Here is a 15445-nt window from a genome sequence, read left to right on the forward strand (position 1 = left end):
GCGCGGTGATCCACTTTTTTGACGAGATAATTACGACGCACAAATGTATCGAATTGATCTTTAGGTAAGTGTCGGATAGCTGACTCAACCCAGCTGAAGGCGCTGCGTGGGGCGCGCCCGAGGGGGATGCGAGATGGCCTATACGCTGGAACAGCTGACGCTGGCCCATACGGCGGTGCATGACGGGATCGCGCCGAGCGCGGCGGCCCTGGCCAATTTCGAGATGGTGGCCATCTTGAGCGCCAATGGGCAGCTGAGCGACGCCCAGATCCTGGCGAACATCATCAACAGCGCCGACGGCACGACGGCCCTGGCGGTGCTGAGCTACCAGTTCTTCACCGGCAAGAGCCCGTCGAAGGCGGGGCTGGACTACCTGGTCAATTCGCCGACCAACACCAGCGACCTGAACGACCCGTACTACGCCCGTTTCGGCCTGGAGAACCGCTACATCAACTTCGCCGCCAACCTCGGGGTCCGGGGGGAAGGGGCGGCGAGCTTCGCGACCAAGTACGGCGCGATGAGCTTTGGCGAGTATGTGGCGGCGATCTACCAGACCATCATCGGCGCCTCATACGCCCAGGCCGCCGGCGTCGACGCCGCCAAGGCCATCGCCGACATCGTCAGCCGCAAGGACGCCATCCTGGCCACCGCCCAGGGCGCGGGCATGATCACCCCGGCCATGACCGCCGCCCAGGTCGACCTGGCGGTGAAGGCCGCGGCCGCCGGCTACCTGCTGGGCGAGGCGATCAAGGCGGACATCGGCCTCTACGCCGCAGCGGCCAGCAACTTCATGGCCGCCCTGGCCACGGGGACGGCGGTCTACAACACCGACATCACCCAGACCTATCGGCCGACCGCGGACTCCATCGCCCACGGCACGGGCAAGGCGGCGGACCGGGGCGCGGTGCTGCCCGCGCCCGAGCCGCCTCCGTCGAGCGGTTCCCTCGACATGACGATCGTGCTGACCGGCGGGGTCGCCACCGTGCGCGGCGGCGCCGGGAACGACAGCTTCATCGGCACGAACCTGACCTTCGCCGGCGTCACGACCTTGGGCGGCGGGCCTGGGAACGACAGCCTGACAATCAATGTCGGCGTCGGCGGCTACGTCCTTCCGGTTCCCGCGGCCACGGGCGTGGAGACGGTGACCATCAACGGCGTCAACGGCTTTACCGACGACATCTCGAGCTGGACGGGCGTGACGCGGCACAACGTCAACGGCCAGGCCGCCATGATGCTGAGAGCGTCGGGGACCACCGACATCGTCGTCGCCAACACAAGCCAGGGGAGCGGCCGCGTTAAGGTCGACGGCGGGCGCGACGTCACCGTCACGACGGCCGACAGCTCGAATGCCGTCGTGATCGGCGAAAACTTGGAACCGACCGGAAGCATCTCCGTCATCCAGACCGGCGCTGGCGGCGGCATGGTCGTCGCGGTCGGGGGGACGGCCGTCAGCATCACGCAGAGCGCTGGCGACTCGTACGTCCTCGGGGGCGCCTTCACCACCTCGGCGAAGGTCAAGCACACCACCGGACCTCAGTATGTCCAGGTTGACGACATCAACCATGGCTCGGCGACGGTGGGCACGATCAAGACCATCGATCTCGATAGCTATTTGAACCCGGTGATCCGCGCCAGCGGCGTGACCACGCTGAAGCTGGCGAACGGTTCGACCGACATCAACATGCAGCGCACGGGTGCGGTCGGTGCGCCGACCTCCCTGGCCCTGACACTGAATGGCGTTGCCGGCGGCGCGCTGACTGACGATTCCGACACCTATGCGACCATCAACATCACCACCACGGGCGCGGACTCGATCTTCGGGCTTGTCGACAGCGGCCTGACGACGCTGAACATCGCCGGCTCCAACCGGCTGACCCTGGCGACGGCCAACGCCCTGAACGTGACCACGGTCGACGCCACCGCAATGACGGCCGGCGGCCTCATCTGGTTCGCGGGCGCCCAGAACAACGCCCTGACGGTCAAGGGCGCGGCGACCAGCGCCAACACGATCGACGTCGGGGCTGCGGTCTCGACGGTGAACTACACCGGCGGGACGGCGGCGGACACGATCACGGTCAACAACAAGGCCAATACCATCGACGTCGGGACCGACGCCGCCGTCGACACGGTGAAGATCGGCGCGCCGGGGGCCACCGGCGCGGTGTTCACGACGATCTCGCACCTGGCGGCGGGCGACAAGCTGGACCTGACGGCCGTCAATTCGGGCATGACCAGCCTGGCGGCGCCGACGGCGCTGGGCGTTCAGCCCAGCCTGGCCGCCGCGCTGAACATCGCCACGGCCGGCGACGGCTCGGTGACGCCGATCCTGACCTGGTTCACCTGGGGCGGCGACACCTATGTGGTCGCCGACCGCAGCGCCGGCGGCAGCTTCGTCGACGGCGTCGACTACGTGGTCAAGCTGGCCGGAACCAGCCTGACCTTGGCGTCGATCGCCGGGACGGTTCTCACCTTCGCGTAAAGGCTCAGCGGCTGGGCGGGTGGACGAAGTCCCAGGCGGTGATGACCTTGTCCGGAAGGTTGACCTGGAACTCTTCCTGGGCGGCCCTGGAGAACGTGACCGGGGCGAAGGTGCTCAGGCCCAGGGTCGTCGTCGCGTCGCCACGGGACACGGCCACGCCCGAGACGCGGCCCAGCTTGTTGGGATCACGGGCGTCGTCCTGCGTGGCGGGGCGCGGCGACTTGGCCGCGTCGAGCAGCAGATAGGTGCCGACGGGGCCGCTGGTGGTCGACTGGCCACCCGCCCAGGCCACGGCCGCGGCTTCGGCGCGACGGTCGGCGGGGCCCGAGATCGAGCAGGTGCGGCGCTCGCCGCGGGCCATCCGCTGGACGGCCGAGGTCAGGATGTAGCCGTCGCGCGACCAGGCCTTGGCGCGGTCGAAGCCTTGCGGCGTCTTGACGGTGCGCCAGCCCTTGGCGGCGGTGCGCACGCGCTCGGGCTGGGCGTTGGCCTGGACGCAGGCCTGCTGGAACTGGCTGAAGAGATCGGCTTGTTGAGCGGAAGCGGCGGCCGGCACGGCCATGACGGCGGTGAGAGCTAGGATCGACCATGTTGAGCGCATGGCAAGGCTCCGGATGACTGTTTACCGGCAGAGCCTAGTCCCCAAATGCGCGTACTGACAATCCCTAGGTTGAGTTGGGGTTTGTAACAAAGAAATGCCCCGGAGCTTGCAGGCTCCGGGGCAGACAGGGGTGGCTCGACCCGCAAGGGGTCGAGCCGGGGAAGAAGCGACTATTTCAGCTTGGCGCTCAGCGAGACGCCGACGATGCGGGGCTCGTTGTAGACGGCGGCCATGTAGTTCTCGATCACGCCTTTGAGGTTCTTCTCGTTCGTGATGTTGCGGCCGAACAGGGCGATCTCGTAGCCCTTGTCCAGGTTCTCGTAGCCCAGCTTCAGACCGCCTTCGAAGGCGCCCTTGGCGTAGAACTCCTTGGTCTTGTAGAGCACGAAGTTCGTGTAGCCCTGGACGTTCCAGTCGGTGGCCGCGAAGAAGCGACCGGCGTCGCCGACTGGGATGTTGTAGCGGGCGGTGAAGTTCAGGTTGTACTTCGGGGCGTTCGGCAGCGGCTGGCCGTCGATCTGGGCGAAGGTGTTGGCCCCCACCTTGATCGTCGGGTTTTCGACCGTGCAGACCACCACGCCGTTCAGCGCGCAGACCTGGGCGTAGACGCGCTTGTCCTTGATCTCGCTGTGCAGGTAGCTGGCGCCAGCCGTCAGCAGCAGGTTCTGGACCGGACGCCATTCCAGGTCGGCTTCGACGCCGTAGGCCTGAGCCTTGTCGGCGTTGAACAGCACGCCGTTGCCGTTGCTGTCGTTGCCGTTCAGCTGGATGTCCTTGACCTCATAGGTGAAGGCCGAGGCGTTGAAGCGCAGGGTGTTGTCGAGCAGGAAGCTCTTGAAGCCCACTTCGTACGACTGGATCGTTTCGGAGTCCGCCGTGGTGAAGTCGGCGTTGAACACCGCCGAGCGGCCCTGGATGGTCGGGCCGCGGAAGCCCTTGGCCGTACGGGCATAGATGCTGACGTCCGGATTGACCTGGTAGTTGGCCGACAGGTCCCAGCTGACCTGCTCGTCGGCCAGGCGCACATAGCGACGACCCGTGTAGGTCGAGACGTTGGCGGCGTTGTTCGAGGTCTTCACCAGGACGGTCTTCTTGGCGTCGTAGGTGTCACGGATGCCGGCCGTGATCGTCAGGGCGTCGGTCAGCGCGTAGCTGGCCTGGCCGAACACCGCCCACGAGGTGTTCAGGTTGTTCAGGCGCACCCAGTTGTTGGGGTTGTAGCCGGCCGAGGTCGGCAGCAGGAAATAGCCGCGCTGATAGAAGTCGGTGGTGTCGCGCGAGTCGAAGTACAGGCCGCCGACTTGCCACTTCAGCTTGCCTTCGCCGTTGCTGGCCAGGCGGATTTCCTGGGTCAGCTGGTCCAGGTCGCGGACCTGGCCCATCGACTGGCCAAAGCCGTTCGGCACGCCGCCGACCGGGAAGTTGGCCGCCGCGCCGCCGTCGGTGTCGCCACGGCTGTAGCCCTTGGTGTGCTCCAGGGCGCTGATCGAGGTCAGGGTCACCGGGCCGAAGTCGTAGTCGACGTGGGCCGAGATGCCGTAGGTGTCATAGGCCTGCGGGTTGTTGGCCGCTTCGTCGAAGGCGACCTTGTCGCGCGGGGCGGCGCTGTCGTTCGAACCCTTGGTCAGGGCCTGGCGCAGGAACAGGGTCGAGGTGCCTTCGTACGAACGGGCGTGGGCTGAGACCAGGACCGACAGCTTGTCGTTCGGCTTGGCCAGCACCTGCAGGCGGGCGTCCTTTTCGGTGAAGCCGCCCATGGCGTTCTTCTCGGGCGTCTTGGTGCCGTCGGCGCTGACGCCGGCGAAGGTGTTGTCCACCCAGTCGTCGCGGTGCTGGTACAGGACCGAGGCGCGGAACATCAGGCCGTCGGCGATCGGGCCGCCGATACCACCATCGAAGGTGGTCGTGCCGTAGGTGCCGTACGAGGCCGAGAAGCGGCCGTTGAAGTCTTCGCTGGGCTTGATGGTGTCGAACTTGACGATGCCGGCGGTGGTGTTGCGGCCAAACAGCGAGCCTTGCGGGCCGCGCAGCACTTCGACCTGGGCGATGTCGAACAGCGGGTTCGACTTCAGGACCACGTGCTCCAGCACGACGTCGTCATGGATGATCGACACGGGCTGCGAGGCGCCCAGGTAGAAGTCGATGTTGCCCAGGCCGCGGATGTAGAAGCGCGGGAAGATGCGGCCCGTGGTGGTCTCGGCGTAGAAGCTGGGGACCTTGCCCGACAGGGCCAGGATGTCGCCGCCGTCGGCGGTGACGGCGCGCAGCTGGTCGCCCGAGACGGCGGCCACCGACAGCGGCACCTTCTGCAGGTTTTCCGAGCGGCGCTCGGCGGTGACGACGATGGCGTCCAGCTGGGCGCTGTCGGCCTGAGCCTGGGTTTGGGCTTGTTGGGCGTGGGCGGCGCCGGCGAAAGCCAGGGTCGCGGAAGCCGCGCCCAGCAGCAGGGCCAGCTTGCTGGCCCACTGGGGGGAGGAGAGGAGACGCATGGGGAGAGACCTTTCATCGCGGCCGTTGGCGGCCGTCTTCGTGAAGCGCCAGCGACCTAGCGGAGCGAACGCGATTCGTCCCGCTACCAGCGCGTCCGCGCTATAGGCCTCTTCCATGTCGGTTCAGTGAAGGACTTACTTACTTGGCTGTAGGCGACAGCCCGTGGGTGAGGCGCGAAAGCCTCACCCACGGGCGTTACCTTGGGAACGGCTAGAAGCCGATCCGTACGCCCAGGCGCAGGGCGCCGCCGGTGCGGCCGTCGCCGGCTTCGCCCGCGCCTTCCAGGAAGGTGACCACGGCGCCGCCGGCGCGGTAGCTGAGACCCGCCGTCAGTTGGCCGAAGGTGCGGCCGCCGTCCTGGGACAGGTGCTCGCGCTGGTCGCCGCTGACCAGGTCCAGGCTGTTCTTGATCGTGAAGTCATGCGCGACGAAGGCCGAGCCGTAGGTGGTGAGCACCCCGCCCAGCGCCTCGCTCTCGACCGAACCGCGTACGCCCAGCTTGGCGACGAAGCCGGTGGCGTTGTCGAAGTCCAGCTTCTGCGAGAACACCGCCGCGTCGTCGAGCCGGGCGCTGACATAGTTGATGCTCAGCAGCTGCTCGAAGTGGACGCCGTCGCCGCCCGAGCGCAGGCCGGCCTCGAGCAGGCCGCCATAGGCCTTGCCGTCGAATTTGAAATCGATCGCGTCGGGACCGTTGGTGACCTTGATCGACTGGCTGTCGACCTTGGCCAGGGCGTTCATGAAGAAGCCGCCGTGGGTCAGGCCGATATAGCCGCCGAAATTGGCGACCTGCAGCTTGGCGGTCTGGGCGCCGTAGCCGCTGAAGCGCTGGCGGGCGTCGGCATAGCCGCCGGTCAGGCCCAGCAGGATGCGGTTGTCGTCCATGCCGGCATTGATCAGGTCGACGCCCATCTGGCCGCCATACGTGGTCTGGCGATAGTCGACCTCGACGGTCTGGTCGCCGCTGCCGATCTTGCCGTCGCGATCCAGGCGGCTGCCGAAGGCCTGGCCCCAGACGCCCATGCCGCTGGCGTCATGGCCGGCGTCGCGCAGGCTGGCCACGTGAGCGCTCCAGGCCTCGGACGACTGGCGCCAGAGGTCGCGCACGCTCTCGGAGACCTTCAGCATCTCATAGGCCCGCTGACCGGCCACGCCCTTCAGGCGGTAGGTGACGGTCTTGTCGGCCGCGACGTCCTGGACCAGGCCGTAGCGGACGAAGCCGATGTCGGCGTTCTCGATCGAGAAGGCGTCCTTGGTCGACTCCGCGCCCGCCTGGATCAGCACCGGGCCCTTGTCGCCGGTCAGGGCGGCGGTCTTGGCGGTGAGGCCGCCCAGGACGACGGCGGTCTTGCCGTTGGCCACGTCGCCGATCACCAGGCGGTCGACGCCGCCGGGACCGACGTCCAGGCCCAGGCGCGCCTTGCCCGAGCCGGCATAGTCGCCCGACAGGGTCAGGACGTCGCCGACATGGCCGTTGCGCAGGTCGATCAGGCCGGCGTTCTTCAGGGCGTCCAGCTGCAGCAGCTTGACCTCGACGGGCGCCGTCGCCTTGGCGCCGATCGTGATGGTCGCGTTGTTGGTCAGCGAATTGGCGCCGCCGCCAAAGTCGACGCTGTTGATCAGGTCGACGGTCTTTTCGTTGGTGATGGCGTCGTCGCTGTCGGTCAGCGTCTTGTCGCCGAACGTCTTGTCGGGATCCTTAGGCGCTTCCTGGGCATGGACCGCGAGCGGCGCGGCCAGGACCAGAGCGATGGCGGAAAGGGCTGCCGGCGTCACGCGGGGCAGCCAGGAACGATCCGCGGCGGCCTGGCCGGCGCGGAGAACTGGAAACAACACTTACTGGACTCCGTAAGCGATCGCGCCCCCGCGATGCCTGGGGGTCTACTATGGCGGCGCTGTCGCAATCAAGGCGGAGTTGTGGTGGGCAGATTGCTAGGCGTAGCCGATTGCGCTGCGAACCTCTTCGGCCTCGTTCTCGAGGTCATCGAGCGAAGCCTCGCCCAGGCGTTCGGCGTTCTGTTCAAGCAGCGAGGCCAGGGCCTGCTCCTGTTCGGCGGTCATGGGGGCGTCCGAGACCTCGAAGTCACCGACATCGGCGGCGTCGAAGTCCGTTTCGAAACTGCCGCCGCCGGTCTCGAAGCTGGCCGCGGCGTCGAGGTCGAGGCCCAGGCCGACCGAGCCTCCGCCGAAACGCTCCGTCAGACCGCCATGGGCGCCGCCGACGGTTATCCCGGCCGTCGAGATGCCGGTGTTGGCGATGGCCTGGTCGTTCCATCGCGGACCACCGACCAGAACGCCCAGATACATCGTCTTGGCGAGAGCCTCCGGCGTGCCGGCGGTCAACATCGCATTATAGAACATCTTGTGGACCTGCTTCCACGGGCGGAGCCTTACGTCGCAGTACCAGTCGTGAACCACCGCCGCGTCGCGATAGGGCGCATCGAACGGCGAGCCGAGCGCTGTCCACAGGATGCGCGGGATCGACGCGCCATCGGTCTCGGCCCCCTTGGGAACGGACCAGAGGATCGTGGCGGGGTCGGTGTAGCTGAAGTCCTCGAGTAGCTTCATCCGGCCGTTGTTCAGCCATTGGACATTGATAAGACCACTAAAGCTGCCGGCCATTGCTTCCCCCATGGCGTGTGCCTGGTCGCAATATCGCGCCAATGTTGCTCGCTGTGAAGACTCAACCTTCCGGATAGAGCCCGTGCGCCTTGGCATAGGCCTCGCCCCAGTCGGCGATCGGGGCCAGGGCGGTGTTCAGCTGCACGCCCCACGCGGTCAGTTCGTACTCCACCCGCGGCGGGACCTCGGGGAACATGCGGCGCTCCACCAGACCGTCGCGTTCCAGTTCGCGCAGCTGCTGGATCAGCATCTTCTCGGTGACGCCGGGCACGCGGCGCTTGAGCTCGCCGTAGCGCAGGGCGCCGGCGTTCAGCTCCCAGAGCAGGGCGGCCTTCCACTTGCCGCCGATGACGCCGAAGGCGGGGCCGATGCCGCAGGCGTAGCCGGGATGCTTCATGACTTACCTTTTGGATAGTACCTTACAATTTGGTCAGTTCTTGCGATCTGGAATGTAGGCTTCCTACTTGCGGCGTCCAACATTTTCGCAAGGAGAAAGCAAATGTCGGACGTCAGCTTGATCGGCCTGGGCGCCATGGGCGTGGTGCTGGGCGACCTGCTCCTGAAGGCCAGGAAGTCGGTCACGGTGTGGAACCGCTCGCCCGACAAGGCGCGGGACCTGGAAGGGCAGGGGGCGGTGGTCGCCGTCAGCCCGGCCGAGGCCGTGGCGGCCAGCCCGGTGACCCTGGCCATCCTCTATGACGACGCCGCCGTCGAGGCGGTGCTGGCCGCGTCGGGCGTGGACGCCGCGCTGAAGGGCCGTGTGTTCGTCAACCTCGGCACCACGGGGCCGGAAGCCGCCCGCGCCTTCGCCGCGCGGATCGAGGCGGCCGGCGGTCGCTATGTCGACGGCGCCATCCAGGCCGCGCCCAGCCAGATGGGCCAGCCCGACACCCCGGTGCTCGTCGCCGGCGCGGCCGCTGACCTCAAGGCCGTTGAGCCCTTGCTGCGCCTCCTGGGCGGCAACCTGGTCAAGGTCGGCGAGCGGGTCGACGCGGCCGCCTTCATGGACCTGGCGACCCTGTCCTATGTCTACGGCGCCTATGCCGGCTTCGCCCACGGGGCCCGCATCGCCGAGGCGGTCGGCATCGACGTCGCCGCCTACGGCACGCTGGTCAAGGACATCTCGCCCAGCTTCGGCGCGTTCTTCGAGCACCAGGGCGGGGTGATCAAGTCAGGCGACTTCACGATCAGCCAGAGCCCGCTGCGCATCTCGATCTCGGCCGTCGACCGGATCTTGAAGAGCTCGCGCGACCTCAAGCTGAACGACCAGTTGCCGGCCCTGGTCGACGGCTGGCTGCAAGAGGCCGACCGCCAGGGCCTGGCCGACCAGGAGCTGGCCGCCGTGGTCAAGGTGCTGGGCAGTCCGGCCTAGGCCTTCTTCTTCTTGGCGGTCCGCGCGGCCTGGTCGGCCTTGTTCACGGCCACGGCCGCGCGGATCAGGGCCTTGAAGGCGTCCGCGTCGATCGGCTCGCCCTGCTTGAAGTCGATCGCCCGGCGGACATTGCCGTCCAGGCTGGAGTTGAACAGGCCCTTCGGATCGGCCACCGACGCCCCCTTGGCGAAGGTGGTCTTCACATAGGCCTTGTAGGTCTCGCCGGTGCAGATCAGGCCGTCGTGCGACCAGACCGGCTTGCCCCATTTCCACTCCTCGACCACGTCGGGATCGGCCTCATGGATCAGGGCGCGCAGGCGGGCCAGGGTCTCGCCGCGCCAGTCGCCCAGATTGGCGATGGCTTCGTCGATCAGGTCGGCAACCGGGACGCCGGCCGGGGCGGGTTTCATCGGCATGGCGTCCTCCTAGGCTTTCGCGCCGCGCCGCACGTACGGCAGCACGAAGAGATAGAGCCCCGAGATCAGCAGCAGGATCAGCGGGATCAGGGCGAACAGGCCAACCCAGTAGGGCGGCTGGCCTTGGCTCATGACGATGATGTAGCCCAGCACCCCGGCGGTGAAGGCGATCGACAGCCAGCGGTGGGTCTGGCGGATCAGCTTGGTCATGGCGCTCAGCCTTCCTTGTCCAGCAGGGTGTCGAGCTTCTCGAGGAAGCCCTTCCAGCCGGCATGGGCGCCGCCGAAGGCCTGCTTCTGGTCGGGACGGAAGCCGGCCTGTTCCACGCGCAGATGCGTGCCGGTCGGCGTGGGCGTCAGGGTGAAGGTCACGACGCTGGTCAGGTCGTAGGCCGGGTCCTCGTGCTTGAAGTTCCAGCTGTAGGACAGGCTGCTATGGGGCTGGATCGTCAGCACCTCGCAGTCCAGCACGCCGCCCCATTCGCCGCGCAGGTTGAACTTGTGGCCCACCTGGGGCTGGAAGTCGTTCTTCATCAGCCATTCCTCCATCAGGTGCGGCTGGGTCAGGGCGCGCCACAGCTTCTCGGGCGGGTGGCGCAGGTCGCGTTCGATGACGACCGTCTTGGTATTTTCGCTAAGGGTGGGGGTCATTGGTCCATCCTGTTCAAAAGGTCTTCGAGCTTGTCGAACCGGCCTTCCCAGAAGCCGGCCATCTTGCTCGTCCAGTCGATGAGCGGGGCCAGGGCATTCAGCTGGGCGCTGTAGTGCGTCTGGCGGCCCTCGTGCCGGTCGGCGACCAGGCCGGCGGTTTTCAGCACCGCCAGGTGCTTGGACACCGCCGGCTGGCTGACCCCCGCCTGAGCGGTGAGCGCGCCAACCGTCTGCTCGCCGTCCCGACACAGGCGCTCGAACAGGGCGCGGCGGGTCGGATCGGCGAGGGTGCGGAAGAGGGTGTCGTGGGGTGTTTCGGTCACTGACTCATAACTCATGGGCTATGGGTTTTTGTATAACTCTGGAGTTATGGGTTGGTCAAGCGCCCATTCTCCTCCCCCGCGATGCGGGGGGAGGTGGCCCGGAGGGCCGGAGGGGGCAAGCTGGGCTTAGGCCGTGAAGGCCCCCTCAGTCGCTCCGCGACAGCTCCCCCGCATCGCGGGGGAGCAGATTCCGATTTAATGCGGCCGCGCCTGCGCGAGCGCCTGCGCCAAGGTCTCCAACGAGAACGGCTTCGAAATAAACGGCCAATCCCCGGCCCGCGCCCGCCCCTGGTCCCCGCCCGTGTAGCCCGAGCACAGCACCACCGGCAGCCCCGGCCGGTCCGCTGCCAGCTGCTCGGCCAGATCGACGCCGCTCTTGCCGCCCGGCATGATCACGTCGCTGAGCACCAGCTGGATGCCGTCGTCCTGGGCCAGCCGGCTCAAGGCCTCGTCCACCCCACCGGCCCGCACCACGCTGTGCCCCAGGTCGTGCAGCATCACCCCGACCAGCTCGGCCACCTGCGGATCGTCCTCGACCAGCAGCACGCGCGAGGGGACCTGGGCTTGCACATGATCGACCGCCGGAGCGGTCTCGGCGGCGACGTCGTTCAGGTCGATCGGCAGCAGCAAGGCGATGGTCGCGCCCTGGCCGGGCTTGCTCTCGATGTCGACCGAGCCACCCGACTGCCGCGCAAAGCCGTAGACCTGGCTAAGGCCCAGGCCGGTGCCCTCACCGGGGGCCTTGGTGGTGAAGAACGGTTCGACCGCGCGGATGATGGTGGCCGCGTCCATGCCGGTTCCGGTGTCGCGCACGGCGACGCGCAGATATTCCCCAGGCTCCAGCTCGCCCTGCTTGCGGGTGATGGTGACCGGGCGGCTCTCGATGGTGACCTCGCCGCCGGGCGGGGTGGCGTCGCGGGCGTTGACCACCAGATTCAGCAGCGCCGCCTCGAACTGGCCGGCGTCGATCCGGGCCGCGCGCACACCCGCGCCCAGGCGCAGGTGGAAGGTGTAGGCGTCGCCCAGGGCGCGTTTCAGCAGGCCCTCGCACTCGGCGATCAGGCGGTCGACGCGGCAGACCTCCGGCTTCAGCGGCTGGCGGCGGGCGAAGGCCAGGAGGTGCTGGGTCAGCTTCTCGCCGCGCTTGGCCGCCGCCAGGGCCGCGCCGATCATCTTCTCGCGCCGGCGCTCGTCGTCGGGGTGGCGCTCGACCACGTCCAGGGCGCCGATGATCACCGTCAGCAGGTTGTTGAAGTCATGGGCCACCCCGCCGGTCAGCTGGCCGATGGCCTCCAGCTTCTGGGATTGCAGCAGCGCCGCCTGGGCCGCGTCGCGCTCGGCCACGGCGGCCTCGACCCGCTCTTCCAGCAGTTCGTTGACCCCGGTCAGCTTGGCCTCGGCCTGCTTGGCGTCGGTGGTGTCGAAGGCGATGCCGATGAAGCCGATGAAAGCCCCGTCGGGCCCGAAGCGCGGCTGCGAGAACGACTTCAGCCACCGCCACTGGCCGTCGTTGCGGCGATAGCGACCCTCCAGGTGGAACGGCTTGCGCGAGGCCTCGCCCGCCACCTGGGCCTTGAGGATGCCCGGCAGGTCCTCGGGGAACAGCCGCGTGCGCCAGTCCATGGTCAGGGCGCCGTCATAGTCCAGGCCCGCGAACTCGACATAGGCCTTGTTGACGAACTCGCGGATGCCGCCAGGCCGCGACACCCACATCAGGGCCGGGGCGCTGTCGGCCAGGTTCCGGAAGCGGGCCTCGCTCTCGCGCACCTGCTCTTCGGAACGCCGGCGGTTGGTGACGTCGAAGTTCAGGCCGATCATGCGGACCGGCTTGCCCTCCTCGTCGCGGATCACCTCGCCGCGGCCGTGCACCCAGCGCTCGCCCTGGCTGGTGTCGGCCAGGCGATACTCGACCTCGTACTCCTCCAGCCCCTGCAGCGCCCGTCGCACCCGCTCGCGCGCCATCTCGCGGTCGTCGGGGTGGACGTAGGACGGCAGGTCGCCGATCCGGACCCGGCCCCCGTCGGGCGCGCCCATGTTCCGCCGCGCGCCGGGCGACAGATAGAGCTCGTCATGGACCATGTCGTAGTCCCAGGGTCCGACGCCGGCGGCGGTCTGGGTCACGCGCAGGCGGGCCTCGGCGTCGGCGCGCTCCTCGCGGGCCCGGGCCAGCATCCGCATCGCCCCGCGCAGGCCCTCGGCCGCCGCCACGATCATCACCGCGCACAGCAGGAAGATGACCAGGGTGGCCAGCTCGTCCTCGGAGATCGCGGTCGTGCCCTGGTCGGTCCACAGGTAGAAGCCGAACGCCGCGCCGGCGCCCAGCGGGACCAGCCCCCAGCGCCAGCCGGCATACAGGGTGACCAGCATGATGGCCGGGAAGAACGGCTGGGTGGCCCCCACGCCGCCGTGCAGGCCCAGCAGGGCCACGCGCATCAGCACGGCCATGGCCACGCCGATCAAGGCGGCCACGGCGCATCGCCACGCCGGTGGTGGAACCGGAGGGATAAGCCACGCGCTAACTAGAGCATGGATTCGACGGTGCTCGTCGGAAGCCAAGTTCGGGGCGTCTTCTTTTACCACCTCTGCTCCCCGCAAAGATGTCTTGCCAAGAGCATGGACACGCTTACCTAGAGCACGCAACCGAGGAGATCAGTGATGGCCGACACCTTGAACACCGGGCTGAGCGCCAAGCAGCGCGCCGACATCGCAGCTGCCCTGAACAAGGTCTTGGCCGACAGCTACGCGCTCTATCTCAAGACGCATGGTTATCACTGGAACGTCCGGGGTCCGAACTTCCAGTCCCTGCACGTTCTTCTGGAAGGCCAGTACCAGGAAGAGTGGGCGGCGCTGGACGACATCGCCGAGCGTATTCGCGCTCTGGGCGAGCTGGCCCCGATGGGCTACGGCGCCTTCGGCAACCTCTCCAGCCTCAAGGACGGCAATCCCGAAAATGAGTGGGAAGCCATGCTGAGCGAGCTGAAGGCCGACAACGAAACGGTTATCCGCACCCTGCGCGACGCCTTCCCGATCGCCGACGACGCCGGCGACGAGGCCACGGCCGACCTGCTGACCCAACGCCTCCAGGCCCACGAGAAACACGCCTGGATGATCCGCTCCACTCTCGGTAGCAAGTAGCTGCTGGCCGGGGGCAGGGTGGGGACCCTGAACATCACCGGCCTTCGCGCCGGAAACTGGAAGACCGCCGCGACCGTCCTGGTCGTCGGCGGTCTTTCGGCGTGCGCCACCACCACCTATTACGTGCCGGCCGGATCGGGGCGCGAGGCGGGTCTGATGCGCGTGACGCGCAGCTTCAGCGAGCGCGCGCTGCGCCACTATGTCGCGGACTTCGACCCCGCCATGCTGGCTCTAGCCCAGCGTCACGACCCTCGTCCGCACAAGGACTACTGGGGACGGGTCGAGGGCTGGGAAGTCATCAATCTCAAGGACATCCCGCGTCTGGGCGACCGCGTCGCCGACTTCGACGAGGCGCGGATCATCAACGCCCTGCGCCCGGCGGTTCCGGAAGAGTTGGAAGCCGCCCGCCCGTTCGTGATCACCGGCTCGGCCGACGCCCGCGCCAGGGCGCTGAACTGCCTGACCCAGGCGGTCTATTACGAGGCCGGCTTCGAGCCCGGCGAGGGCCAGATGGCCGTGGCCCAGACGGTGATCAACCGCATGCGCCACCCGGGCTATCCGAAGTCGATCTGCGGGGTGATCTACGAGGGCGCGGCGCGCTCGACCGGCTGCCAGTTCAGCTTCGCCTGCGACGGCTCGCTGGCCCGCGTGCCGCCGCCGGCCCTGTGGGCCAACGCCCAGGCCGTGGCCAAGCGGGCGCTGAGCGGCTTCGTGTTCAAGCCGGTGGGCGTGGCCACCCACTACCACGCCGACTACGTCTCGCCTTATTGGGCCCCGACGCTCGTTAAGCTGAAGCAGTTCGGCCAGCACATCTTCTATCGCTGGACCGGCCCGGCCGGCATGCTGAAGGCCTTCAACGGCAAGTATTCCGGCAACGAGACGGTCAGCGCCGAGATCCTGATGGCCGCCGACCCGCGCACCCTGGAAGCCGCCCCGCCCGAGGTGCTGGCCGCCCAGAACGCGCCGGCGATCGCCTCCAGCGCCGCGGCCCGGATGCTGGGCGTCGACAACCTGGTCCTGCCCGAGGCCAAGCTGATGGCGGTGCCGGACGCCAACTCGCCGACGGGCGAGCGGTTCACGATGGTGGGCACGGTGGCCGGTCGCCGGATCCCGACGGCCGAAGAGATCGCCAAGATCAACAAGGCGCTGGAAGCGGTGGCTGAGCCTCCGCCGCCGGCCGTGGAAGCGCCGGCGGCTCCGCCCACGCCGCCACCGCCGCCGCCGAAGCCCAAGCCCCGGCCGCCGAGTTTGTTGAATCCGTTGAATTAGCGGCGGTGAAACAATCTGCTCCCCCGCTGGGGGAGCTGTCGGCGAAGCCGACTGAGGGGGCATCGCCGGCCTAAGCCGAGCGGGGGGG

The 15445-nt window shown here is 68.0% G+C and carries 14 protein-coding genes; 4 read left to right on the plus strand and 10 right to left on the minus strand.

Annotated elements, in window-relative coordinates; genetic code table 11:
- The first annotated feature begins 133 nt into the window (after positions 1-133).
- Positions 134-2479, plus strand: coding sequence for a hypothetical protein (locus tag AC1RRR_RS16760; RefSeq protein WP_492814832.1), 2346 nt, complete (start codon positions 134-136; stop codon positions 2477-2479).
- A 4-nt stretch (positions 2480-2483) separates the two neighbouring features.
- Here the strand turns inward: AC1RRR_RS16760 and AC1RRR_RS16765 are convergent, their stop codons facing one another.
- The 5 genes from AC1RRR_RS16765 to AC1RRR_RS16785 form a co-directional block, all read right to left on the minus strand.
- Positions 2484-3080 carry a hypothetical protein gene (locus AC1RRR_RS16765; protein ID WP_492814834.1) on the minus strand — a complete coding sequence of 199 codons (597 nt, stop codon included), beginning with the start codon at positions 3078-3080 and terminating at the stop codon, positions 2484-2486.
- A 170-nt stretch (positions 3081-3250) separates the two neighbouring features.
- Positions 3251-5569, minus strand: a complete 2319-nt coding sequence (locus AC1RRR_RS16770; protein ID WP_492814836.1) for a TonB-dependent receptor — start codon at positions 5567-5569, stop codon at positions 3251-3253.
- 211 nt (positions 5570-5780) lie between these two features.
- On the minus strand, positions 5781-7403 hold the full coding sequence (locus tag AC1RRR_RS16775; protein ID WP_492814838.1) for an autotransporter outer membrane beta-barrel domain-containing protein: 1623 nt from the start codon (positions 7401-7403) through the stop codon (positions 5781-5783).
- A 99-nt stretch (positions 7404-7502) separates the two neighbouring features.
- Complete coding sequence (locus AC1RRR_RS16780) at positions 7503-8192, minus strand: DUF1353 domain-containing protein (RefSeq protein ID WP_492814840.1); 690 nt, start codon at positions 8190-8192, stop codon at positions 7503-7505.
- 61 nt (positions 8193-8253) lie between these two features.
- Complete coding sequence (locus AC1RRR_RS16785; RefSeq protein WP_492814842.1) at positions 8254-8589, minus strand: winged helix-turn-helix transcriptional regulator; 336 nt, start codon at positions 8587-8589, stop codon at positions 8254-8256.
- 102 nt (positions 8590-8691) lie between these two features.
- On the opposite strand from AC1RRR_RS16785, the gene AC1RRR_RS16790 reads away from it, so the two are divergent.
- Entirely contained in the window at positions 8692-9564 is an 873-nt protein-coding gene (locus AC1RRR_RS16790) for an NAD(P)-dependent oxidoreductase (RefSeq protein WP_492814844.1), read from the plus strand.
- Here the strand turns inward: AC1RRR_RS16790 and AC1RRR_RS16795 are convergent.
- The 5 genes from AC1RRR_RS16795 to AC1RRR_RS16815 form a co-directional block, all read right to left on the minus strand.
- On the minus strand, positions 9561-9980 hold the full coding sequence (locus tag AC1RRR_RS16795; RefSeq protein WP_492814846.1) for a DUF1801 domain-containing protein: 420 nt from the start codon (positions 9978-9980) through the stop codon (positions 9561-9563). The two genes, AC1RRR_RS16790 and AC1RRR_RS16795, sit on opposite strands and share 4 nt — an antisense overlap.
- Before the next feature lie 9 nt (positions 9981-9989).
- Positions 9990-10190: a hypothetical protein gene (locus AC1RRR_RS16800; RefSeq protein WP_492814848.1), complete on the minus strand. Its 201-nt coding sequence runs from the start codon at positions 10188-10190 to the stop codon at positions 9990-9992.
- A gap of 5 nt (positions 10191-10195) precedes the next feature.
- The gene (locus AC1RRR_RS16805; RefSeq protein ID WP_492814850.1) at positions 10196-10630 is read right to left on the minus strand and encodes an SRPBCC family protein; all 435 of its coding nucleotides are present in this window, start codon (positions 10628-10630) and stop codon (positions 10196-10198) included.
- Complete coding sequence (locus AC1RRR_RS16810; RefSeq protein ID WP_492814852.1) at positions 10627-10953, minus strand: ArsR/SmtB family transcription factor; 327 nt, start codon at positions 10951-10953, stop codon at positions 10627-10629. The genes AC1RRR_RS16805 and AC1RRR_RS16810 overlap by 4 nt, the downstream gene beginning before the upstream one ends.
- Before the next feature lie 195 nt (positions 10954-11148).
- Positions 11149-13548: a PAS domain-containing protein gene (locus AC1RRR_RS16815; protein WP_492814854.1), complete on the minus strand. Its 2400-nt coding sequence runs from the start codon at positions 13546-13548 to the stop codon at positions 11149-11151.
- Between the two features lie 60 nt (positions 13549-13608).
- On the opposite strand from AC1RRR_RS16815, the gene AC1RRR_RS16820 reads away from it, so the two are divergent.
- Both AC1RRR_RS16820 and AC1RRR_RS16825 read left to right on the plus strand, forming a co-directional pair.
- Positions 13609-14088, plus strand: coding sequence for a Dps family protein (locus tag AC1RRR_RS16820; RefSeq protein ID WP_492814856.1), 480 nt, complete (start codon positions 13609-13611; stop codon positions 14086-14088).
- A 27-nt stretch (positions 14089-14115) separates the two neighbouring features.
- Positions 14116-15357 carry a cell wall hydrolase gene (locus tag AC1RRR_RS16825; protein WP_492815274.1) on the plus strand — a complete coding sequence of 414 codons (1242 nt, stop codon included), beginning with the start codon at positions 14116-14118 and terminating at the stop codon, positions 15355-15357.
- Positions 15358-15445: the final 88 nt, after the last annotated feature.

Source organism: Caulobacter sp. GW821-FHT12D05, from assembly GCF_058807295.1.